The sequence below is a fragment of the Myxococcus qinghaiensis genome (assembly GCF_024198215.1).
GTDB lineage: Bacteria > Myxococcota > Myxococcia > Myxococcales > Myxococcaceae > Myxococcus > Myxococcus qinghaiensis.
This window is the reverse complement of the sequence record NZ_JAKCFA010000018.1, coordinates 178975-201960: the sequence shown is the minus strand read 5'-3', so window position 1 is coordinate 201960 and position 22986 is coordinate 178975. Positions and strand designations below refer to the sequence as shown.

The following is a 22986-nucleotide window of genomic DNA, read 5'->3' as shown; positions in this document are numbered from 1 at the left end:
CGCGACCTTAGAAGTTCGTGTTCTGCGAGCTGTTGACGAGCCTGAGGTAGTCGCAGGTGCCGCTCGCGTCCCAGCTCACCCGGAAGAAGCCCCGGGAGCTCAGGGCCTGCTCCCAGAGCGCGGAGACGGCGGCGTTGGGGATGCAGGTGTAGAGGACCGGGCTGGTGCCACCCGGGGGAGTGGTCCGCGCGTCGAAGCTGCGCGTGCCGGCCAGGTCATCACGGAAGGACGCGGAAGAGGTCGACGTCGCGTCCTCACGAAAACCGATGAAGTTGCCGTAGCAGAGCCCCGAGCCATCCGCGTTCTTCTGGCAGAAGACTGTCTGTGATTGGAGTCCTCCCCACGCGACGGGAGCGAGCCCCAGGACAGCGAGCGCCACCCCAGGGAACAGAACCCCGCGGAGAAGGGGCTTGGACAAAGTGAATTGTTTCATGTTGTGACTCCTGAGCCGTGCGACGTTCGACTGCTCAAAGGGAAGTGAGACCTACGGCAAGCCATCGAAACCCGGCGCGGGGATGAGCCGGTCCTGGTTGATGGCGACGACGAGTTGCTTGCGGAGCGCGTCCGCCTCGGGGCGACCTCGAAGGTGGACGAGTTCACGTCGAATCTCGAGAACGTCCTCGGCTGTCATGCGCCCGCTGGAGACCACCCGGTCCACCATCGTGCCCGCACGCACCACGGCCTCGCGCTGCTCCGAAGACGGCTCTGGCGCGGTGGGAACGGGAGCCTCCGGCGCGGAAGAGCCCACGACGGGCCCTCCCGACTCCTTCAGCAAGGTGGCCACCCGCAAGGCCATGGCCTCCTGGTCCTCGACGGAGAGACGACTCTCCCGCGGTGCCAGGAGGGTGGCGGTACCCACCGGGCTCGCCCCAGTCGCACGGGAGCTGGACTCCAGCGCCTGGCGCAGCGAACCCACTTCGTCGGTGAGCTGCTCCATTCGCTGCGTCTGGGATTGCTGAGCCTGGCTCACCGCGAGCCAGCACCCCACGGCGCACCCCACGGATGTGGTCAGACTTGGAAGCCAGCCACGCAAGACCTGGGTTGTCATGGAGGGGTTCAGAAATGCGAGTACTGGCTGCCGTTGATCAGGAACAGCGAATAGCACTCACCCGAGGCCGACCAGTAGATGGAGAAGAAGCCCTCGTGGTTCATGGCCTTGCTCCACTGCGCCTCCGTCGCCGCGTCGGCCAGGCAGTTGTAGTACGTCGTCGTCGCGCCCGAGGTGAGGTTCGCGGAGAAGTACGGCGCGCCGTTGCTGACCCGCGTGAAGGACGCCACGGTGTTGGCGCCGGCGTGGTTGCGGAAGCCAAGGAGGCTGCCGTGGCACCGACCAGAGCCATCCGCGTTCCTGTAGCAGTTCGCGGATTCGGTCTGGAAACCAGCGAAGACCGCGGGGGCGGCCAGCAGCGTCACGAGACAACCCGCCGAAGCTGCGTGTTTCAAGACATGGTTCATGTGAATTCCTCTCCAAATAGAGGCCAGGTCTTCCGGCCCCTTGAAATGAACCATAGAGAGGGCGTCTGACATCTCACGTCAAAGTGGCGCGATGGAGTCCGGCACCTGTTCCCGCTCGGGCGCCGCCTGCGTGGACGTGGTGCCCTCCGCGCAGACGTACTCCGTGCGCAGCGGCGTGACGAAGCCCACCGTGCCCACGTAGACGAGCGCGCCCCACCAGGGCCAATACACGTCCACGCGCGACACCCCGTGGCGACACTCCGACGCCGACACGTTGGCCGTCGACAACCCGTACACCAGGCTCACCCCCGTGCGCGCCTCGGGGAGCCCATCCCGTGGGGCGCCCGTCCGCACGCTCATCCGGAAGCACCCCGGCAGCCCCAGCAGAAACACCCCACAGGCCATGACTCGCAGCATGCGCTCGACACTCCTCACGGTACGGCGGCGGGCGCACGATACCCGGTAATTCCCGTGCGAAGGCGTCGAGGTAGACCCATGTCATCCAAGTCCGCGAACTTCCAACCGCCGCCGGCTGGGGCCCCAGCGGATTTCGCGGTAGGCTGGTGCTACCGCCCGAGCGGAGAGTTGCAAACGCATGGCCCATCCCCAAAAGACCCAGGAAGCGAGCACGGAGCCCGAGCAGACTCCGGAGATCCGCGAGAAGGTGGAGCTGGCGCGCACGTTCGCGTTCCACCTGCTCAAGGGCATCAAGCAGATTGGCATGTACCGCCACAATGATGCGCGCTTCCCGGAGTTCCTCGCCAAGGCCCTGGAGTCCATCACCCAGTACACGGAGAAGTACGGGCCGCTGTCCCTCAAGGTCGAGCAGCAGAACCTGACGCTGCACAACGACTCGCTCTTCACCGAGGACACGCCGCTCCCGTACAAGTTCTTCCGCGACGGCATCCGCCAGCTCATCTTCCGGCCCGGGCTGGCGGTGGAGGAGCTGGTCACCTTCACGATGATTGCCCTGTCGGAGCCGGAGCGCGGCGCCGAGGACGTGCTGGCCCAGCTGTGGCGCGCGGGCATGGAGCACGTCGAGTACGTCGTGGTGGAAGGCTTCTCCATGGAGAACGCCAGCGAGGAGGAGGTGCAGGTCGAGGTGGACAAGGTGGTGGGCTACCTCTACGCGCGCCTCCAGACGAACTCGGACGACTACCTGCGCTTCGCCCGCGTGTCCGCGGAGGACCTGGACGCGAAGCTGGACGGCGTGGAGCAGATTCGCGGCCTCGTCATCGGCGGCCGGCATGCGTCGGATGAGCTGAAGGCGAAGCTCCAGCGCGAGGTGTCGGAAGAGGAAGGCGCGCGGCTGTTCCCCAAGCTGGTGAGCGCCGTGTTCCAGGTGGTGGAAGGCGGTGTCGAGGACGGCGCGCTGCTCGAGGAGATCTTCGTGCAGCTGCTGGACATGCTGCTGCTCCAGGACGACTTCGGCACCATCAACCAGATTGTCCTCAAGCTGCGCGCGCTGTCGCAGAAGGAAGGCGGCGCGCCGCTCGAGAAGCTGCTCGAGTCCTTCCTGCACAAGATGGGCGAGGAGCAGCGGTTGATGCGCCTGGGCGAGTCGCTCAAGGGCGCACGCCCCAAGCACCCCGCGGACGTGACGCGCTACCTCCAGGCGCTGGGCCGCGACTCCGTCATCCCCCTGCTCACCGTGCTGGAGACGCTGGAGATCCAGGAGAACCGCGCGCTGTTGTGCGACGCGCTGGCCGTCGTCGCCCGGGAGCTGCCGGAGCCCTTCGTGGCGCGGCTGATTTCAGACCGTCCGCAGACGGTGCGCGACATGGTGTACGTCCTGGAGAAGAGCAACCACCCCGAGCGCATCAAGATGTTCGGCCAGGTGCTCAAGAGCCCCAACCTGGTGGTGAAGCTGGAGGTGCTCAACATCATCGGCCGCGGCCGCACCGGCGAGGCACGCCGCCTCATCTTCGAGGCGCTCGCGGACCCCGTCTCCCAGGTGCGCATGGTGGCGGCCCGGATGCTGCCGGAGTTCGACCGGGACAAGGCGTTCTCCGACTTGATGCGCCTGATTCGCGAGCCCGCGTTCGACAAGAAGACGCCCGACGAGCGCACCGCCTTCTACATGGCCGTCGGCGCCACGGGCACGCCGGGCGCGCTCTCGCACATGCAGCAACTGCTCTCCGTGAAGCCCTCGCTGCTCAACAAGAAGCGCGTATTGGAAGACAAGATGCTGGCCATCGCCGGCCTCCAGGGCGCCTGCTCCATCCAGAGCTACAAGATGCTGCAGGCCCTCGTCGAGGACCGCACCCTGCCGGTGGAGCTGCTCACCGCGGCGCGCAAGGCGATGTACCAGACCCGCAAGACGCTGTTCGGTGACTCGGCGCTCCCAGAGGAGGCATAGGTCCATGGCTGAGAACCTCAAAATCACCCAGAACCAGGACGAGAGCACCAACGAGTTCGGCCGCGAGCACAACGAGAAGCTCCAGGCCCTCTCCCGCTCCATGGTCGCCGGCCTCTACATGCTGGTGCGCTCGGTGAAGATGTATGACCCGGAGAACGGCGTCTTCCAGAAGCCGCTGCATCAGCTCCAGGACATCATCAATCAAATCATCGGCAAGGAAGGCCGGCTGGAGCTGGCGGGCGTCAAGGACTCCTTCTACCTGAACAGCATGCTGGTGAAGGTGGACCTGAACTCCATCGAGAACCAGCGATACCTCCTGACGGAGATGCGCGCCAAGGACGTGGGCGGCTTCACGCTCACCAAGCCGGTGACGGTGCCGGAGCTGAAGAACTTCATCTGGATCTTCAGCAAGGAGCAGTCGAGCACCTCCGAGGAGGACGGACTCGCGGGCCGCAAGCTGCTCAACATGCGGGTGGCCAAGTTCTCCAAGCTCAAGGAGAAGCTCGACAAGGACATGAACAACGTGGGCGACCAGAAGGTCGATCGCAAGAAGTACGCGATGACCGTCTATGCCCGCTCCGTGTTCTTCCTCACCAAGTACCTGGAGTCCGTTCGCGCGGGCAAACCCATCAACGCCTCCAAGGCGCTGCGGCTGGTGCAGGACTTCGTCGACATCAGCTACGAGCAGAAGACCCACTTCCTGGGCATGACGACGATGCGGCGCGAGGACGACTACCTCGTGTACCACCAGGTCAACGTGTGCCTGAGCTGCATCGTCTTCGGCGCGGAGCTGGGGCTCACGAAGCCGCAGCTGCGGGACTTGGGCTACATCGCGCTCTTCCACGACGCGGGCATGACGACGCTGCCGGAGGAGCTGGCCACCAAGCGCGGGGCACTGACTCCGGAGGAGCGCGTGGCGGTGCAGCGCGCGCCACTCATCTCCGTGCGCAACATCCTGATGGAGAAGGGCTTCAGCCGCTCCACCCTGCTGCGCGTGGTGACGACCTTCGAGCACAAGACGGACTTCGGTACCGCGGTGCGCGACTCGCGCGGCAACATCCAGATGATCATCCCGAAGACGAACCTCGGGGCCTACGCGAAGATCATCGCCATCTGCGACGCGTACGACGCGCTCACCTCCAAGCGCCCGTACCGCGACGCCTACGGCCCGGAAGTCGCGCTGATGCTGATGTGGACGGAGATGCGCAACAAGTTCGACCCGGAGCTGCTCGAGGTCTTCATGCGCGTCATGGCCATCCAGCCCGTGAAGGTGCTGTCCAAGCGCCAGCAGTCGCTCAGCGTTTCCGGCTTGTAGTCGCCGCGGCGCGCTTCTTGGGCGCAGCCTTCTTCCGCGCCGGGGCCTTCTTCGGCGCGGCGGCCTTCTTCCGCGCCGGGGCCTTCTTCGCCTTCGCCTTTGCCTTCGACGCGGGCTCGGGCTCGGGAGCCTGGGGTCCCCGCAGCAGCGTGAGCGCGGCGGTGAAGTCCTCGGGGAGCGCCGCTTCCAGCGAGAGTGCCTTGCCCGTGCGCGGGTGCGCGAAGGCCAGCTTCCACGCGTGGAGGGCCTGACGCCCCATCCGCTCCTGTGCCGTCCCGGCCTCGCCCTTCGGCTTGCGCCCGGCGCCATAGAGCGTGTCACCGAGCAGCGGGTGGCCCGCCTCCGTCAGGTGCACGCGAATCTGGTGCGTGCGCCCGGTGAGCAGATCCACCTCCACCAGCGCGGCGCCGTCGAAGACCTCCAGCACGCGGTACACGGTGATGGCGGGCTTGCCCTCTCGCACCTTGCCGGTGAAGCGCTGGCGATTGACGGGGTGGCGGCCGTAGAGCGTCTCGATGCGCCCTTCCGCCGGCGGCACGCCGTGCACCAGGGCCAGGTACGTCTTGGTGACTTCGCGACCCTTGAAGGACTTCTGGAGGGCGACGAGGGCCTGCTCGTTCTTCGCGACGACGAGGCAGCCCGTGGTGTCCTTGTCCAGGCGGTGGACGATGCCCGGGCGCAGCTCGCCGCCGACGCCGGCCAGGTCCTTCACGCGGTGGAGCAGCGCGTTGACCAGCGTTCCCGAGGCATGTCCCGCGCCCGGGTGCACCACCATGCCCGCGGCCTTGTCCACGACGACCAGGTCCTTGTCCTCGTGGAGCACGGTGAGCGGAAGCTCTTCGGCCTGAGGGGACGCGGCGACGGGGGCGGGAACGTGGAGACTGAGGAGCTCGCCGCCGCGCAGGCGCATCGCCGCCTTCACGGGCCTGCCGTCGACGAGCACATGCCCGTCGTCGATGAGGCCCCGGATGCGGGAGCGCGTCAGGTCGGTGAAGACGGTGGCGAGGAACTGGTCGATGCGCTCTCCGCGTGCCTCGGGCGGGGAGCGATGCTCTCGGGTGTCTGGCGCTGCCACGAGGAGCGGACTACCAGATCTTCGACTTCACGTGCGCCTTGGAGCGCAACACGATGTCGTTGATGGCGCGCTCGAAGAAGTTCGCGTTCGTGTAGACATCCTGGCTGACGCGGCTCTTGTAGAGCTCACGTCCCTCTTCCAGTTCCTCCTTGAGGACCTCGAAGAGGTTGTCCTGCTCGATACCCTTGATGATCTTCTGCTCGTTGTAGAGCGAGATATCCGAGGCAATCGCACGGGCGAGCCGCATCGCCTTGATCTTTTCCTCGTCCGTCATCGTCCTCCCTACATAGGCACCGCTCAGAGGGGAGTCAACTTTCCTTGTGGTTCGAGCGCCGGTTGGCAGCTCCCCGGGTCAGCATCACTTCTTGCCCGACTTCTCAGAAGCCAAGCCCAGGTAGCTCCTGGACACCCGGAGCGGATCCAACCCCAGCTCGCGAGCGAGGTTCATGAGGATTCCGCGCAGGTATACGGGCGGGGGCAGCAAGGTGTAGCGGTCCGCCTCCACGTTCTCCAGATGACGCAAGGAGATGCGGGTGCGATCCGCCACCTGATGGAGCGTGAAGCCCCGAGTCTCCCGGACCCTGCGCAGCAGCTCACCGTTGAACTCGGCATCGGCGGGGATGTCCGGGAGGCGCGGACGGACCTCGCGCACGCGGGCGGAGACCTGGGCCATGGCGGCCTCCGCCGTGGCGATGGCCGCGTCCTGGGCGAGCACCTGCGCGTCGCCCAGCTGGCGCCCCGGGCCCCGGGTCTGCGCGGACGCCCCCGCCGGGGATGTCGGACGGGAGGTGCCCGTCGAACGGCTCGGCGTTGGGGAGACGACGATGGACGTGGACGGCGGTGCGGGGGGCTCCGGCTCGGTGACGGGCGGCTGGGCGGCCACCGACGGAACGGGAGTGTCCTCGACGGGGCTCGGAGCGGGCGGGACCTGCGCGACGACGGGCTCCTCGGGGACGGAGGGCTCCGGCTCGGTGGCGACGGGACTCTGGGCGACCTGCGCCTCCGCGCTCGCGTCCGCAGTGCTGGGACTGGCCGTGTCCGAGGGCGACAGGGCCGCACTGGGGCTCTCGCTGCTCGGCGCAGTGATGCTCGATGCTTCCAGCTGAACCGTCGTCGCCACAGCGGCAACCACGGGGCTCCCGTTGCTCGGAGTGGCGGTGCCCGACACCACCGGGGCCGCGGCGAGACTCTCACTGCTCGGAGCAGTGGGGCTCGATGCTACCGGGGCCGCAACGGGGCTCTCACTGCTCGGAGCAGCGGGGCTCGGGGCTTCGGCGACGACACTGGCCGGAGCAGCGACCGTCACGGCAGCGGCGTTCGACTCCGTGCCCGCCTCCACCGACGTGGAGTCCGAGGCCATGGGAGCCGCGCTCGAACCCGACTCGGCGGCGGAGCTCGCCGCGCCCCCATCCATCCTGCCCGCCGCGGGCATGCCCACGAACCCACCGCCGAACGGCGCGGTCTGCAGGGAGCTCGTCACGTAGGACAGCGAATATCCACTGACGAAGCTGGCCCGGAACGCCGCCGGACCGCTCAGCTCGGGCTCCGGCTCCTCCGTCCCCTTCCCTGCCGCCTCCGCGGTCGCGACAGGCGAGGTCGAGGCCGACGCCTCCACCGCGCTCGCGAGCGCCTCCGCCGCGCGCTGCGTGGGCCCGACCTCGGGCACGGGCGCGGGCGCCGTCACGGCCTCCGCCACCTTCCTCGCCGGCAGGCCCAGGTCCTTGTCGTACTCGACGCGCAGGTCCGCGTCCGTGAGGATCTCCATCGCCTCGGTCATCCGGGCTCGGAGCGCGTCCACCTGATCCGCGTCCACGAGCGCATACACCGCGATGGAGTCCGGCGCGTAGAGTTCCATCAACCGCGAATAGGCGGCGTGGATCTCCTCCATCTGCGCGGTGACGGGGACCTCCAGGAGCTCGTAATAGGTCTGCTGCGCGAAGGGCTTCATGGCGTGGCGGGAATGGGGGTTCCGTCGATTGCGAGCAAGCGCGAGGCGATGCGTTGAATGGCCAGAGCCGCCGGGGAATCCGGCCGCTCGATGAGAACGGGGCGCCGCTTTCGCACCGCGCGCCACGCCTCATCGTCATACCGGATGGCCCCCAGGTCATCCATGTCGATCCCAAAGAACTTCTTCCACGCCGAGGCCACGGCTGTTCCCACGTTCAGGTCCGCGTCCGTCCGCGCCTGGTTCACCACCAGCCGGATGCGGAAGGCCGCCAGCTCCCGCTCCAGTCGCTCCGCACCCACCGGGTCCTTCCGCCTCACCTGCTCGAGCACGTCATGCAGCGTCCTGAGCGAGCCCTCCCGCGTCGTGAGCGCGCTGTCCACCAGGTCCTGGATGCCATACTGCGCCTCCATCTGCTGCAGTCGCCGGAAGAAGGCCGCCTTCGCGAAGCGGTACGCGTTCTCCACCGACGTGGGCTCCGGCAGCACCACCAGCAACCCATGGTCCGCCATGATGAAGAAGTCGATGGTGTTGAAGCTCGTGCCCGCGCCCAGGTCCAGGATGAGGTAGTCCGCCTGCGCCCCCAGGAGCGTCTTCAACAGCTTCTGCTTCTGCGCGTACTTGAGGTTGGCCGCATCCAGCGCGTCCTGCGCGCCGGCGATCAGCGACAGCCGGGGCACGCCCGTGGGGACGATGACGTCCTCCAGCCGCGCCTTGTTGCGCCGCAGGAAGTCGGACAGCGTCGCCTCCGGCTGCCCTACCCCCAGACACGTGTGCAGGTTCGCCCCGCCCAGGTCCGCGTCCACCAGCAGCACGTTGAGCCCGGACTGCGCCAGCGCCACGCCCAGGTTGGCGGACACCATCGACTTGCCGATGCCGCCCTTGCCGCCACCTACCGCGATGATGCGACGGGGCCGCTCACGACGTCCCAATCCCGGCGGTCCCGCATGCACCGGCTCGGAGGACGGGGACCCCAGGGCACGGGCATCGGCCTGGGGTGCTCGCGAAGGTTTGGACATGGGCAGTCGCATCAAAGCCCGTCCTACCGCCCGAGTCGACTCCCCGCCAATCCCCGGCCATTTCGTGGATCAACCCCCACACCCGTCAGAGGAGACGACCCCCAGAATTACAGGGCTCGCATGGCTGACCAGTGAACAGCCAGGCGAGCGTGCCGCCCTACTCGTCCAGCAGCTCCACATTCCAGTACGACGCGTCCGCGAGGTGCAGGAAGGGCAGCCACTCCTGATACGTCACCTTGCGCGAGGCACCGCGGAACAGGGGCGTCCAGCGCGGGCGCACCGGCTTCTTGAGCAGTCTCATGTCGGCCTGCTCCGGCGTGCGGCCCCCCTTCTTCAGGTTGCACGGCACGCATGAGCACACCACGTTCTCCCACGTCGTCTTGCCCCCCTGCGTGCGAGGCATGACGTGGTCCAGGTTCAGCTCGCTGCGAGGGAGGTTCTTTCCACAGTACTGACAGGTGTCCGCGTCGCGCGCGTAGATGTTGAGCCGGGAGAAGCGCACCCTCCCGCGAGGAAGATGGTCATACGCGCTGAGCACCAGCACCCGGGGAACGCGGATGGTCCGGTTGATGGTGGTGATGCAATCGTTGGTGGCACTCAATGCCGCCCAATCAGCGAACTCGTAGAGTCGGTACTGCTGGTCAATGGCCTTGGCGACGCCCTGATACAGCAGCGAGAACGCCCGCTTCACCGACGTGACGTGCACCGGTTGGTAGTACCGGTTGAGTACGAGGACGGCGCTGTTGATCATGGTGGTTTCCCGGGACTTGCGGTCGCCACGCTTTCAGCGACCGACGCGAGTTCCTCCTTCGCGAGACAGCGGACGTCGAGGACCACCTCGCCATCCGCCACCCTGCCAATAACCGGCACTCCGCCGCCGCGCAGGCGTTCGAGGAATGATTCCGGTGCACCTACGGTGAGGCTGCAAGCGAAGGAAGGCAAGCGGGCCAGCGGCATGGCGCCCCCGCCCACTTGTCCCACCACCCCGTCCACCCGTGCACTCACACCTCGCTCGGCCAGCAAGGCCTGGAGCCGCAGCGCGCGGGCACGCAGCTCCTCGGCCGGTTGAGCAAGCAGCCTGTACGTGGGGACGGCCTCCGGCCTGCCATCCCGGTACAGCTCCAACGTGGCCTCCAGCGCCGCCACCGTCAGCTTGTCCACACGCAACGCCCGCGTGAGCGGATGCGCCTTGATGCGCGACACCAGCGCCGAGCGTCCCACCACCACGCCCGCCTGCGGCCCGCCCAGCAGCTTGTCCCCGGAGAACGCGACGATGTCCGCCCCCGCGGCCACGACCTGGGGCACCGTGGGCTCCTGGCTCAAACCCTCTCCCACCATGGGCACCAGCGCCCCGGAGCCCAGGTCCTGGAACACGGGCACCCCGCGCTGCCGGCCGAGCCCGGCCAGCTCCGCCACGCTCGCCTCCTCCGTGAAGCCCACCACCGCGAAGTTGGAGCGGTGCACCTTCAACAACAGGCCCGTCTCCGCGCCCACCACGCTCGCGTAGTCCGCCAGGCGCGTGCGGTTGGTGGTGCCCACCTCCACCAGCTTCGCCCCGGACTGGCGCATGACGTCCGGCACCCGGAAGCCGCCGCCAATCTCCACCAGCTCCCCGCGCGACACGACACACTCGCGGCCACCCGCCAGCGCGGCCAGCACCAGCAGCACCGCTCCCGCGCAGTTGTTGACGACGAGCGCGTCCTCCGCGCCGGTGAGCTGGCGCAACAGCCCCACCACGGGCGCATACCGGCTGCCGCGCTCGCCTTCGTCCAAGTCATATTCGAGGTTCGAGTACCCCCGCGCCACCTCCGCCACCCGCGCCACCGCCTCCGGCGCCAACGGCGCGCGCCCCAGGTTGGTGTGCAGCACCACCCCCGTCGCGTTCAGCACGGGACGCAGGCCCGGCGTGGACAACGTGCTCAAGGCCTCGCCCACGTCCGCGTCGTCGAAGGCGCGCGACTCGCCTTGCAGCAGCCGGGTTCGGGCCCGCTCCACCGCGAGCCTCAGCGCGGACACGGCCCGGGCCCTGGGAACACCCGCAAGCAGTGGCTCCAGCGAGGGACGCCGCAGGAGCTGCTCGATGGAGGGGAGTGCGCGCAACAGCGCGTTCTTCCCGCCGTCTACGTTGTTCGACGGGGGTCCCACGCCTCCGAGTCTAGGAGACGTGGCACCCAATCTCCAAACGACGGGGAGGTGTCATGCAGGTGACGGCTCGCTCGCGCCCGAGTGCAACGCGGTGCTCCGCGCTCGACTCAGGCAGGCGTCAGGTACAGGCTGATTTCCTCGGCGGCTCCCGGCAGCCGGAAGTACTTCTCGAACCGCAGCCCCATTCGCTCCAGCACCTTGATGGAGCTGGCGTTGTCCTTCGACACGATGGCGGCGATGCGCTTCAAGCCGAGGTCCTTCAGCGCGTAGGCGAGCGTGGCGGAGACCGCCTCCTGGGCATAGCCCTGTCCCCAGTACGCGGGCAGCAGCGCATAGCCGATGTCCACGTGCTCCAACGAGTCGCGCTTGAGCAGGCCACACATCCCCAGCGGCGCGCCGTCCGACTTGCGCTCCACCAGGTACAGGCCGAAGCCATGGCGCTCGTAGCTCGCGAGGGGGCCATTGGTGACGTAGCCCCATGCGTCCTCGAGTGTCTTCACACCCCGGTCGCCAATGAAGCGCAGCCACGCCGGCTCATTCACCAACACCAGGATGAAGGGCGCATCCTCCCGCGTCACCCGACGCAGGATGAGCCGCTCCGTCTCCAGGACTTTCATGCGAAGCTCTCCCGGCAAAGCCCGAGGCAACCCCGGACGGAAGTGTCCGGCCACGTCAGCCTTCGAGCCACCTTGTTGGAGGATGTACCACGGATGTCCACCCCCTCGAGCCCCGACTCCCGGTTCCAGATTGAAGTCCTCAAGCTCCTGCTCCAGGTCGCCAGTGGCGACGAAGGCGTGAGCCGCGCGGAGATCGACCACATCATGGACGCCGCGCGAGGCATGAGCGTGCCGCTGCCGGAGCTGGCCGAGCTGGCGAAGTGCCTCCAGAACGGCGTCCCGCTGCCCGCGCCCAACCTGGGCGTCCTCCGCTCCAATCCCAAGGCGGTCATCGAGGCGACCCACGCCCTCATCTCCAGCGACGGCCACATCCACCCGAGTGAAATCGAGATGCTGCGGCAGATTCGCGAGATGCTCGGTGTCGCCAGCTGAGGGAACGGGGCACAGGGCCGGGAGGAGCGCTCCCGGCACCGTGTCCGCGCTGTGACTACGCGTCGACTTCGTCGACTTCCAGCTCGCTGCCCGCGCCACTGAGCAGCTCCAGCAGCTCCGCCGCGCCGCCCTCGCTGTCCTTCAGCGAGGTGAGCTTGCCGCCGCCGAGGAACTGCATGATGAACTGCTTGCGCATCTCACAGCGTCCGCCCTGGATTTCACCCAGGACGGTCAACGTGTTCGGCTCGCCCTCGCCGACAATCTGGTCGACGATTTCGCAGTTGCCCAGCACGAGCACCGTGGAGTGCAGCTCCGCCGAGCCGACCTTCAGGTCTCCGAGGACGAGCAGCCCACCGGGGCCCTTCACCACCAACTTCTCCACGTCCATGTCACCGATGACGACGACGCAGTCGCGCGACTCCAGCGTGCGCGACTGGTCCGTCAACTCGTCATGCAGCTCGATGCCGGTTCGCAGCATCGCGGAGATATCGACGGGGGCCGCGAGCAGCGCGTCCTCGTCCAGCGCGGTCAGCCTCTCGTCGGCGGCCGCGAGTGCATCGGCGTGGTCCTGGAGCTTCTTGGGGAGCTGAGTCATGTCTATTGCCGTGAATACCCCAGATCCGGTCCCGGGGAAGCCACCATCGACCGCGAGTGTGGCCCCCGGTACGAATCCCGCTCCCTGAGCGTGCGACCCGCCTCCTAGGGCCGGAGCTTGAGGTGGAGCAGGTCCGAGCGGCGCAAGCGGGGCGTGTACCAGGTCCCCTCCACCTCGAAGGGCGCGGCCAGGTCCCCCGTCACCACGACCCCATCCCCCACGGGAGCCAGGAGGAGGCGCGACTGGAGCGGGTCCAGCACCCTCACCCACCGCGTCGCCAGGCTGGGCGCGAAGCTCGCCACCGTGGGTCGGTCGGGAGCCACGTCCTCGGGCAGGCCGACGGGGCCGAGCCCCAACAGGCGCCCCCACCCGGACTGGGCCGTGGTGATGTTGCCCGAGGCGTCCACGACGAGCGAGCCCAGGCTCAGGCTGCGCCCCAGGTCGTCCTGGAACTGCCGCAGCGCCACCTCCGTGCCCGTGGCGCTCAGCCGGCCCAACATCGCATCCCGCTGTCCGTCATAGGAGTCGTCCGGCTCCAGGCTCGCGTAGGACGTGCCCGCGAAGGTGAACCGTCCGTCGAAGGACCCCGAGAAGGCCACGCCCCCGTCCGGAAGGACCCCCACGTCGTACACGTCCGCATAGTGGCCGTAGGGCGCGGGCAGGAGCCACGACCAGAGCGGCGCGCCACTCGGGCTCCATCGGGCCACGAAGGGGCCCCGGTCGGTGATGGCGCCCGCGCCGAAGTCGGTGCCCGGGGCCGCCCAGCCGCCGACGGTGACGTTCTCCTGCGCGTCCACGGCCACACTCAGCGCCTCGGTGCCACGCAGCGCCTGGCCGGCCAGCACCCGAGCCCACTGGTAGGCCCCATCCCACTGGACCTTCAGGACGAAGGAGTTGGGGCCCTCGTCGTCATAGGGACGCGGCTTGCCGGAGTAGACAGGCCCGGCTCCGAAGTCGGCATACCCCCAGAACCCGCCCGTCACCACGGCGCTGCCATGGGCGTCCGTCGCCAGGTCGTACACGGGGATGAGGTTGTCCTCGGGCCCATCCGGCCCCTGGCTCCAGGAGCGGTAGCCCCGCGTCCAGTCCACCGCGCCGGCGGGCGTGAGCTTCATCAGGAACATGCCCCGCCCCTGCGGCAGGGCGCCCTTGCCCAGGTCCGGCGCTCCAGCGTACTCGCCCGCGACGAGCACGTTGCCCAGGCTGGTGACCGCCACGCGCCTGAACTCCACCTGCGTTTGGGGGAACTCACGCGTCCACGCGACGCTCCCGTCCGCGCGGTGGAGCGCGACGACGTCGGTCTGCTCCCCCCAGTAAGGCCCATCCTGCGTCTGCTCCACCGCGCTGAGCACGGCGAAGCCACCGTCCGGCGCGGGGGCCGTGTGACGGGAGCGCTCCGTGGCGGCGCTGGTCGACTGCTTCACCCACGCCGTCGTCCCCGCGGGCTGCGTGCCCCGGTACGAGCAGAACGGCGCGCTCTCCGTGACGATGACCAGCCGGGGCGCGGCGTCCAGGATGCCCTCTCGCGCCGCGTCCACCGACGCGAAGCTCAGCCCGTCGTTCGAGTAGGGATACAGGTGGAAGGCGTGCCGGCCCGAGGTGGTGACGGCGGCCGTCACGTCGTACTCCACCCACTCGTCCTTCTTCACCGCCCACGCGTCTGCGATGACCTCATTCACGTAGGGCGGCGGATGAGACCAGGTGGTCTGCGTGGGGTCGAACGGATGGGACTTCAAGAGCCGGGGCGCACGGTCAGAGGCCTCCAGCGCGTACAACTGGAGCAACACGCGGCGGACCACCTGTCCGGCCGGCAACTGCATGTCGAAGTCGAGGTAGCTGTAGAACCCCGGCTGCGTGTCCACCTTCAGCGACGCCTCGCGGTGGAACGTCGAGTCAGGACGGTACTGGTCGATATAGGTGTCGTGCAGCGGGTAGACGGTCGTCGAGACAATCTCCCGACGCGTCAGGCAGGCATCCCCCGGCGCGCCCCTGGACGCCCCCGTCCAGACGAGGAGCTGGGGCCTGAGGCCGGAGGTGGAGGCCTCCCTGGAGACGAACGTCACCGGGGTGCTCGAGTTTCCATACAACCCGAACGAGACGTCACCATTGCCGCGCACCAGGTCCGTCACGTCGTATTCCACGGTGCCGAGGGGCGAGAGGAACGGCACGTAGGACAGCACGCCGCCCACCCGCTGCGGGCGCGTGTTCCAGGTGACGCTCGACTCACTCCAGGCCCCTTGAATCGCATACACGGAGGGGCCGCCCGCCGTGCCTTCGTCGGAGACATTTAAGCGCAGCACCGCGCGCTGCACCGTCTCCGTCAGGCCTTGCACCGAGAAGCGCAGGTACGCCTCTCGCTTCTGGCCATTGTCCACCCAAAGCTTCTGCGCCGTGCCTCCGGCGGAGGAGCCCGGCGCGGCCTCGGAGACATACGTGTCAGCGCTCGCGTTGAAGAGCGTGGGCGGACCCGACACCGGGAGCGGCGCGGGGCGGTGCGGAGGATGGTCCTCGGCGGACTCGACGGTGAGGACGAGCTGCGGGCGCAGCGCGGCGTTGGGATGCTCGCTCGACGCAATCGTCACCCCGTCCGTGCTGTCCGGCCGCAGGTGGACGTCGGTATAGGCATTCTGGGAGATGGCCAGGTCGGAGATATCCAGCTCAATCCAGGTGCCACTCGTCACGGCTCCGGCGCTGGCGAGGATGTTGTTGGCCTGGGTCGGACGTGTGTTCCACGTCGTCAGCTCGTTCCAGTTGCGTCCTTCAATCCGGGGGTCATGCGCGGTGGGCCCATCCGAGGAACCATCCAGCGCGTACACCCGCAGCCGCGCCGTGGTCAGCCGTCCTTCGAACGGAGTGATGAGGAAGCGCAGGTACGCCTCCGACTCCGGCGACCGGTCCACCTCCATCGTCGGTGACGAGCCGAAGCTCGTCGTCGGTGATGTCGCCACCACGTGCGTGTCCGCCGCCGCGATGAGGGTGACGGTCTGCGTCACCAGCTCGTCACGCCGCTGGCCCTCCGGGGCCTCCTCCCGCGTGGAAGCAGACACTTCATCCTGGGCACACCCGCACCCACTCAGGAGTGCGAGCGCCATACCCAGACTCCAACCCACCACTCCGCCTGTCACGTGTCTCACGTCATCTCTCCTTCAGGTCCAGCCAGGACGATGCGTGAGCAACAGGTGCGCCAACCCGTGAGAGTGTCGGTGTGTCGCGTGGTGACCGCTCGGACAGTATTCGAGCGGTCACCACACGAGCCCGCCCCGCTCACGGACGGAGCTTGAAGTGCAGCAGGTCCGAGCGACGCTCGCGGGGCGTGTACCAGTGGCCCTCCAGCTCGAAGGGCGTCTTGAGATCCGCGGTCACCACGAGGCCATCACCCACGGGGGACAGGAGGAGCTGCGACTGGAGCGGGTCGAACACGCGGACCCAGCGCGTCTCCAGGTCGACGCCGAAGCCCGCCACCGTCGGGCGCAGCGCCGCACCCTCCTCCGTCGGGCCGACGTCCCCGAGCCCCAGGCGGCTTCCGCCTCCGAGCTGCGACGTCACGATGTTCCCCGAGGCGTCCACCACCAGGTCAGCGAAGGACACGTCCCGAAGCTGCCGCAGCGTCACCTCGGCACCCGTCGCGCTCAAGCGCCCCAGCATCGTGTCGCGAAGCCCTCCGTCGTACTCATCCGGCCCGCGGCTGGCGTACTCCTGCCCGGCGAAGGTGAAGCGGCCTCCGAAGTCCCCCGTGAAGACGACGCCACCGTCGGGCAGCAACGCCAGCGTGGACAACACGCTGAAGTAGACCGGGATGACTCGGGACCAGCGCGGTGCCCCGCTCGCATCCCAGCGCGTCACGAAGGCGCCGCTCTGGGTGATGGCACCACTTCCGAAGTCCGTGCCCTTTCCCGCCCAGCCGCCGACGGTGACGTTCTCCTCCGCGTCCACGGCGACGCTCGTCGCCTGTGCGCCCCGGAGCAGGTCCGACGTCAGCGTGCGCGCCCACTGATAGGCGCCATCCCACTGGAGCTTCAGGACGAAGGAGTTCGGATACGTGTCGTCATATGGGAAGGGCTTGCCGGAATAGACAGGCCCCGCGCCGAAGTCCGTGTAGCCCCAGAAGGTCCCCACCACGAGCACGCTGCCATGCGCGTCCGTCGCCAGGTCGAACACCTGCATCGGGTTGTCGAGGGTCTCGTTCGCATTCTGGAACCACGCCTTGAAGCCGCGCGTCCAGTCCACCGCGCCCGTCGGCGTGAGCTTCATCACGAACATGCCCCGCCCCCGTGGCAGCGCGCCCGTGCCCAGGTCCGGAGCGCCCATGTAGCCCCCCGCCACCAGGACGTTGCCCTGCTTCGTCACCACCACCCGCTCGAAGTACACCTGAGGCTGGGAGAACGAGCGGCTCCACGCGACGCTCCCGTCCGCGCGGTGGAGGGTGACGACATCCGTCCGCTCGGCCGACGGAGGACTGGCCTGAGGCGGCTCCACCCTGCTGAGGACGGCGAAGCCGCCGTCGGGCGCGGGCGCCGTGTGCGTCGAGAGCTCCGCCGCCGCGTCACTCGACTGCGTCACCCAGGCCGTCGTCCCCGACGGCGGCGTGCCCTGGTAGGAACAGAACGGCTCGCTGTCGGTGATGACGACGAGTCGCGGCGCCACGGAGAGCAGCCCTCGCTCCTCCATCTCCGACGAAGCGAAGCGCATCCCATCCTCGGAGCCTTCGAGCAACGCGAAGGCGTGGCGCCCCGACGTCGTCACCACGTCCGTCACGTCCAGTTCCACCCACTGGTCCTTCTTCAGCGCCCCCAGGTCCCCCACCACGCCGCCCATGATGGCCGGCTTGCTGTACCAGTCCGTCGTCGCCTCATCGAACGGCTCGGCCTTGAACAGCCGGGGCCCGTTCCCCGAGGCATCCAGCGCATACAGGCGCAGCAACACGCGGCGGACCGGCGCCGTCCCGAGCTGGACGTCGAACTCCAGGTAGCTCTCCGCGCGTGGTGAAGCATCCACACGCAGCGACGCCTCCCGGTGATGCAACAGCGTGGGACTCTCCGGCGTGACGAAGGTGTCCTGCGACGCGAGGACCGTCGTGGCGAGGAGCTCCTGGCGCGTCAGGCACTCATCCGTCGGAGGCGTCCGGGGCGTGCCCGTCCAGACGAGCAACTGGGGTTCGAGCGAGGACACCTCGCGCGAGTGGAATGACACCTCATCGCTGGAATTGGCATACAGGCCGAAGGTGACGTCTCCATTGCCTCGCACCCGGTCCGTCACGTCGTAGTCCGCGAAGCCTGACGACGCGAGGAACGGCACACGGTCCAACGTGCCGCCCACCTTCGACGGGCGGGTGTTCCAGGTGACGCTCGACTCGCTCCAGGCGCCTTGCGTCGCGAAGACCGAGGGCCCGCCCTCCGTGCCGTCCTCCGTCACTCGCAGGCGCAGCACCGCGCGCTGCACCGTCTCCGTCAGCCCCTGCACGGAGAAGCGCAGATGGGCCTCCTTCTCGGGCGTGCTTCCAATGCGAAGCGACTCCGACACGCCACCGGCCGAGGACGCCGGCGCATCGGCGGAGACGAACGTGTCGGCGCTCGGCGCGAAGGCCACGGGCGTCCCCGAAACGGGGATGGGCTCGGGGCGCGGTGGCGGATGGTCCTTCGCGGACTCGACGGTGAGGACCAGCTGGGGACGCAGCGCGGGGTCCGGATGCTCGCTGGACGCGAGCGTCACCCCATCCGTGCTGTCCCCCCCCATGAAGATGTCGAGATAGCTGCTCCGGGAGACGTTCAAGTCACTGACGTCCAGCTCCATCCACGTCCCGCTGGCGACGGGGCCCGCGCTGACGAGCGCCCAGTACCCACCCCACTGAGGACGCGTGTCCCACGTCGTCTGCTCGCTCCAGGTCCGGACTCCCGGCGGGTCATAGACGGTGGGCCCGTCCGCCGTGCCCTCCAGCACGTACAGACGCAGCCGCGCGGCCGTCATCGTCCCCTCGAAGGGCTGGATGAGGAACTTGAGGTACGCCTCCGCGTCGGGCGAGCGGCCAAGCACCAGCGTCTCCGAGGAGCCGAAGCTCGTCGTCGGAGAGGTGGCCACGACGTGCGTGTCCGCCGCCGCCGCGAAGGTCACCGTGCGCGTGGTGAGGTTCTCGTTCCGCGCCTCCGGAGTGGCGACCACCTCCGGGGTGGAACTGGATTGCACACCCTGGGAAGCCCCGCACCCACTCAGGAGCGCGAGCGCCACACCCCAGCCCCACCACCCTGCCCCGACCGTCGTCCGCCTCACGCCACCGCTCCCTTGTGACCAGAGGGTGCGATGGATGAGCAACAGTCACGCCATCCCGGTCGGCGCGCTCCCCCTGCCGCACAGGGGGCGAGGGAGCGAGCACTGGGAGCGTTCGTCAGTACACGTTGTACTTCTTGCGCAGCGCTTCGTGCTCCTCGGCGTTGCGCGAGGGGCGCAGCGTCTTCTGCGCGTCGTGCAGGTAGTACCAGAACTCGCTCTGCGTCGGCGCCATGGCGGCCTGGAGCGACTCCACCGTGGGCGCGCCGATGGGGCCCGGAGGCAGGCCCTTGCGGTGACGCGTGTTGTACGGGTCCTCGGGGTCTCGCAGGCGCTGGAGGAAGGCCTTGCGGTCATTCCACTGCGCCAGCACATACCGCGACGTCGCGTCCACGCCGAGAGGGAAGCCCTTGTCCACGCGCTTCCAGAGGATGCCCGCCACCAGCGGGCGCTGGGCCGGCACGGGCTCCTCGCGCTCCAGCATGGAGGCCATCACCACCACCTCGTGGAGCGTCCGCCCGCTCTTGGCGATGACCTCCCGGTTGGGCGTGTAGAAGCGCTCCGCGAAGGCATTCAACTGGCGCTGGATGAAGTCCTCGACGTCGAACTTCCCCGGAATCACGCCGTAGGACTCCGGATACAGGTAGCCCTCCAGCGTGGTGGTGGGCAGGGGGAACGGCGCGGTGAAGCGACTGGGATTGCTGGCCGCGGTGATGTACGCGCCTGCGGTGATGAAGCCCGCCGCCGTGAGCGCCGCGTCGGTGTCCCGCAGGCGCCAGCCCTCCACCACCAGGAACGGGATGTCGTCGGGGAGCGGGTTGCCCTCCAGCGCCGTGGCCAGCTCCGCCACCGTCATGGACGGGCTCACCGGGTGCCGTCCCGCCTTGGGCGAGAACGCGCCGCGACGAAAGAGGTGCCAGCGCCAGATTCGCGCATCCTGGATGAGGCCCTGGTTGGCGAGCAACGCGCCCAGGCCTCTTCCGGAGGTGCCCTTGGGGACGGTGAACTCAACGGAAGCCGCGCCGGGGGCCGCGACGGCTTGATGCGCCGCCTGCTCCACCCACCAGAACGCGCCCGCACCCGCGACCGCCAACAGCACGAAGACGACTGCCAGACCCACGAGGAGTTTCTTCATCGCGGCGCAGGGTAGCACCGTCGCCTGGCCGTGCATCCATTCGAGTCACCGGATGTCATCTCCCGAGCGCTGGCCCGGCCGCCAGCCGGGCGACACGGGGCCACAAGGCACATATTCGCAGCCAGTGAATCCCACCCTTGACCCGAGGACGACCCCGTATGGCCACTCAAGCCAGCAAGCTCCAGGGCAGCTACCTCACGACTCGCGACGGAACCCAGATCTACTTCAAGGATTGGGGTCCCAAGGACGGACAGCCCATCGTCTTCTCCCACGGCTGGCCCCTCTCGGCCGACGCCTGGGAAGACCAGATGATGTTCCTGTCCGAGCGGGGCCTGCGCACCATCGCGCATGACCGTCGTGGCAACGGGCGCTCGTCACAGCCCTGGGAAGGCCACGACATGGACCACTTCGCGGATGACCTCGCGGAGCTGACCGCCGCGCTCGACCTGCGCAAGGCCGTGCACGTCGGCCACTCCACGGGCGGCGGCGAGGTGGCCCGGTACATCGGCCGCCACGGGACTTCGCGCGTCGCCAAGGCCGTGCTCATCAGCGCCGTGCCTCCCATCATGCTCAAGACGGACTGGCACCCGAACGGGCTGCCGATGAAGGTCTTCGACGACATCCGTGCCGGCGTGCGCTCCGACCGCTCGACCTACTACAAGGACCTGAGCATGGCGTTCTACGGCTTCAACCGGCCGGGCGCGAAGGTCTCCGAAGGCTTGAGGGAGAGCTTCCGCCTCCAGGGCCTGCTGGGCTCCCTGAAGTCCGAGTACGACACCATCAAGGCCTTCTCGGAGACGGACTTCCGAGCGGACCTGGCGAAGTTCGACGTGCCCACGCTGGTGATGCACGGCGATGACGACCAGATCGTCCCCTTCGAAGGCGGAGGGAAGCTCACGGCCACGCTCGTGAAGGGCGCGCAGCTGAAGGTCTACAAGGGCTTCCCCCACGGCATGTGCTCGACGCACAAGGACGTCATCAACGAGGACCTGCTGCTCTTCATCAAGGGCTAGCCGCGGGCGTCTCCAGGGGCAGCGCGAAGCAGAAGCGCGCCCCGCCGGACGCTGCGTTCTCCGCCCAGATGCGTCCGCCATGGGCCTCCACGATGTTGCGGCAGATGGCCAATCCCATCCCCAGCCCGTTCGCCTTGGTGGTGAAGAAGCTCTGGAAGAGTCGCTCGTGGTGCTCCACGGGGATGCCCGGCCCCGAGTCCTCGAGTTCGAAGCGCAGCTCCCCTTCCCTCGCGAACGTGCGCAGGTGAATCGTGGGCCCAGGGCACCCCGCGCGCGTCATCTCCTGCATGGCATTGAGCGCCAGGTTGACGATGATCTGCTGGAGCTGCACGCGGTCCGCTTCGATGTCCGGCAGGCCCTCGCCCAGCTCGAAGCGCAGGTCCACGTCATGCGCCGACAGCTCATGGCGGAGGAACTGGACAGCCTCCTCGACGACCTGGTTGGGCGACAACCGGCGCGCCTCCGAGCCCCTGTTCGAGGCCATTGAGCGAATGCGGGCGATGATGTCGGCGGCGCGCTTCGCGTCACTCACCATGTTCGCGTGGATGGCGCGCACCTCGTCCAGGTCCGGCACGGGCCGCGACAACCAGCGCAGGCCCGCCGCTCCATTGGTTGCGATTGCCGCCAACGGCTGGTTCACCTCGTGGGCAATGGACGCCGTCAGCTCGCCCAGCACCGACAGGCGTGACGCGTGCGCGAACTCGCTCTGCAGGGCCCGCACCTCCCGCTCGGCCGCCACCCGGGCCGAGAAGTCGATGACGCCCACGAGGACCGGGCCACGGCCATGGTGCCCGGGCGGCCAGCAGACGGTGAACAGCGCCTCGAAGAGCTTCCCGTCGAGCGTGCTCAGGCGCGTCTCCCGCGACAGTCCCGGCAGGCGCCGCACCGCGGCCAGCAGGCTCTCCGCGTAGACAACGCGACTCTCCCGGGGCCAGAACGCGGCCACCGTGCCGCCCACCAACTCCTCGCGACTCTTCGCGCCGAACAGGGAGACCGTCTTGTCATTGACGTCGACCACCCGAGTCACGTCGATGGCGGCGTCGATGAACTCGGGATGGGACTCGAAGTAGCCACGGAAGTCCTCGACGCCCTGCTGCGCCAGCTCCGCCAGCATCCCGCGCACGACCGAGAAGTCGAGCTCCCAGAACGACGCCGCCATGGCCTGGAACAGGTTGCGGTAGCGGTGCGCCTGGAGCCGGGACTCCAGCTCGATGTCGCTCAGGCGGGTGATATCGCGGCCATATTCGACAATCGAGACGGGCTTCCCGTCCGGAGCGGGCTGCACCTTCCAGCGGACCTCGATGCGCCGGATCTCGCCAGAAGCCGTGGTCCGCTTCAACTCCCCTTCCCAGTGTCCCTGCTCCAGCAGGTGCCGCTCCAGGCTCGCCCGCATCGTCGGATGGTGGCTGCCCAGGTGCTCGTGGAGGTCCCTGCCCACCATGGCCTCGCGCGAGTAGCCATAGAGCGCCTCGGAGGCCTTGTTCCACAGGAGGACCTTGCCGCTCACGTCACGGACGATGACGCTCTCGGAGACGCCCTCGAGCAGTTCCTCGAGGAGCCCTGGCGAGCCCCTCCACGCCTCGGTGGCCTGCGACTTGTTCGCTTCGGGCATCCGCGCGC

Annotated in this window: 20 protein-coding genes; 4 read left to right on the top strand and 16 right to left on the bottom strand. The window is 68.4% G+C overall.

Going from position 1 to position 22986, the window contains the following annotated elements:
• Positions 1-7: 7 nt before the first annotated feature.
• The 4 genes from LZ199_RS30530 to LZ199_RS30515 all read right to left on the bottom strand — a co-directional run bounded on the left by LZ199_RS30530 (position 8) and on the right by LZ199_RS30515 (position 1872).
• Positions 8-433, bottom strand: a complete 426-nt coding sequence (locus LZ199_RS30530; protein WP_253997278.1) for a hypothetical protein — start codon at positions 431-433, stop codon at positions 8-10.
• Between the two features lie 51 nt (positions 434-484).
• Positions 485-988 (bottom strand): hypothetical protein, encoded by a 504-nt coding sequence (locus LZ199_RS30525; protein ID WP_253997277.1) that lies wholly within the window; start codon positions 986-988, stop codon positions 485-487.
• 68 nt (positions 989-1056) lie between these two features.
• Positions 1057-1455: a hypothetical protein gene (locus LZ199_RS30520; protein WP_253997276.1), complete on the bottom strand. Its 399-nt coding sequence runs from the start codon at positions 1453-1455 to the stop codon at positions 1057-1059.
• 78 nt (positions 1456-1533) lie between these two features.
• Entirely contained in the window at positions 1534-1872 is a 339-nt protein-coding gene (locus tag LZ199_RS30515; protein ID WP_253997275.1) for a hypothetical protein, read from the bottom strand.
• A 178-nt stretch (positions 1873-2050) separates the two neighbouring features.
• Here LZ199_RS30515 and LZ199_RS30510 point away from each other — a divergent pair, with 178 nt between their 5' ends.
• Together LZ199_RS30510 and LZ199_RS30505 are read left to right on the top strand one after the other, a co-directional pair.
• On the top strand, positions 2051-3814 hold the full coding sequence (locus LZ199_RS30510) for a HEAT repeat domain-containing protein (protein WP_253997274.1): 1764 nt from the start codon (positions 2051-2053) through the stop codon (positions 3812-3814).
• A 4-nt stretch (positions 3815-3818) separates the two neighbouring features.
• Positions 3819-5129: an HD-GYP domain-containing protein gene (locus tag LZ199_RS30505; RefSeq protein WP_253997273.1), complete on the top strand. Its 1311-nt coding sequence runs from the start codon at positions 3819-3821 to the stop codon at positions 5127-5129.
• Here the strand turns inward: LZ199_RS30505 and LZ199_RS30500 are convergent.
• The 7 genes from LZ199_RS30500 to LZ199_RS30470 form a co-directional block, all read right to left on the bottom strand.
• Positions 5110-6204: an RluA family pseudouridine synthase gene (locus LZ199_RS30500; protein ID WP_253997272.1), complete on the bottom strand. Its 1095-nt coding sequence runs from the start codon at positions 6202-6204 to the stop codon at positions 5110-5112. The two genes, LZ199_RS30505 and LZ199_RS30500, sit on opposite strands and share 20 nt — an antisense overlap.
• 10 nt (positions 6205-6214) lie before the next feature.
• A complete protein-coding gene (locus LZ199_RS30495; protein ID WP_141647231.1) occupies positions 6215-6478 on the bottom strand; it encodes a hypothetical protein in 264 nt (87 codons plus the stop codon).
• An 84-nt stretch (positions 6479-6562) separates the two neighbouring features.
• Complete coding sequence (locus LZ199_RS30490; RefSeq protein WP_253997271.1) at positions 6563-8152, bottom strand: helix-turn-helix domain-containing protein; 1590 nt, start codon at positions 8150-8152, stop codon at positions 6563-6565.
• Positions 8149-9102, bottom strand: coding sequence for a P-loop NTPase (locus LZ199_RS30485; protein ID WP_323389968.1), 954 nt, complete (start codon positions 9100-9102; stop codon positions 8149-8151). The genes LZ199_RS30490 and LZ199_RS30485 overlap by 4 nt, the downstream gene beginning before the upstream one ends.
• 223 nt (positions 9103-9325) lie before the next feature.
• A complete protein-coding gene (locus LZ199_RS30480) occupies positions 9326-9919 on the bottom strand; it encodes an HNH endonuclease (RefSeq protein ID WP_163870439.1) in 594 nt (197 codons plus the stop codon).
• Complete coding sequence (selA, locus tag LZ199_RS30475) at positions 9916-11313, bottom strand: L-seryl-tRNA(Sec) selenium transferase (RefSeq protein ID WP_253997269.1); 1398 nt, start codon at positions 11311-11313, stop codon at positions 9916-9918. The genes LZ199_RS30480 and selA overlap by 4 nt, the downstream gene beginning before the upstream one ends.
• Positions 11314-11420: 107 nt before the next feature.
• Positions 11421-11930 carry a GNAT family N-acetyltransferase gene (locus LZ199_RS30470; protein ID WP_253997268.1) on the bottom strand — a complete coding sequence of 170 codons (510 nt, stop codon included), beginning with the start codon at positions 11928-11930 and terminating at the stop codon, positions 11421-11423.
• Between the two features lie 93 nt (positions 11931-12023).
• Between LZ199_RS30470 and LZ199_RS30465 the strand changes: the two genes are divergently transcribed.
• On the top strand, positions 12024-12362 hold the full coding sequence (locus LZ199_RS30465) for a tellurite resistance TerB family protein (RefSeq protein ID WP_253997267.1): 339 nt from the start codon (positions 12024-12026) through the stop codon (positions 12360-12362).
• Positions 12363-12417: 55 nt separating this feature from the next.
• On the opposite strand, the gene LZ199_RS30460 is transcribed toward LZ199_RS30465, so the two are convergent.
• The 4 genes from LZ199_RS30460 to mltG all read right to left on the bottom strand — a co-directional run bounded on the left by LZ199_RS30460 (position 12418) and on the right by mltG (position 20353).
• Positions 12418-12957 (bottom strand): hypothetical protein, encoded by a 540-nt coding sequence (locus LZ199_RS30460; protein WP_253997266.1) that lies wholly within the window; start codon positions 12955-12957, stop codon positions 12418-12420.
• Positions 12958-13061: 104 nt separating this feature from the next.
• Positions 13062-16049, bottom strand: a complete 2988-nt coding sequence (locus LZ199_RS30455; protein ID WP_253997265.1) for a CBM96 family carbohydrate-binding protein — start codon at positions 16047-16049, stop codon at positions 13062-13064.
• Positions 16050-16221: 172 nt separating this feature from the next.
• Positions 16222-19137 (bottom strand): CBM96 family carbohydrate-binding protein, encoded by a 2916-nt coding sequence (locus LZ199_RS30450; protein ID WP_253997264.1) that lies wholly within the window; start codon positions 19135-19137, stop codon positions 16222-16224.
• Positions 19138-19336: 199 nt separating this feature from the next.
• On the bottom strand, positions 19337-20353 hold the full coding sequence (gene mltG, locus LZ199_RS30445) for an endolytic transglycosylase MltG (RefSeq protein WP_253997263.1): 1017 nt from the start codon (positions 20351-20353) through the stop codon (positions 19337-19339).
• Between the two features lie 158 nt (positions 20354-20511).
• Here mltG and LZ199_RS30440 point away from each other — a divergent pair, with 158 nt between their 5' ends.
• Positions 20512-21366, top strand: a complete 855-nt coding sequence (locus LZ199_RS30440) for an alpha/beta fold hydrolase (protein ID WP_253997262.1) — start codon at positions 20512-20514, stop codon at positions 21364-21366.
• Here LZ199_RS30440 and LZ199_RS30435 read toward each other — a convergent pair.
• Positions 21356-22978 (bottom strand): PAS domain-containing sensor histidine kinase, encoded by a 1623-nt coding sequence (locus tag LZ199_RS30435; protein ID WP_253997261.1) that lies wholly within the window; start codon positions 22976-22978, stop codon positions 21356-21358. The two genes, LZ199_RS30440 and LZ199_RS30435, sit on opposite strands and share 11 nt — an antisense overlap.
• Positions 22979-22986: the final 8 nt, after the last annotated feature.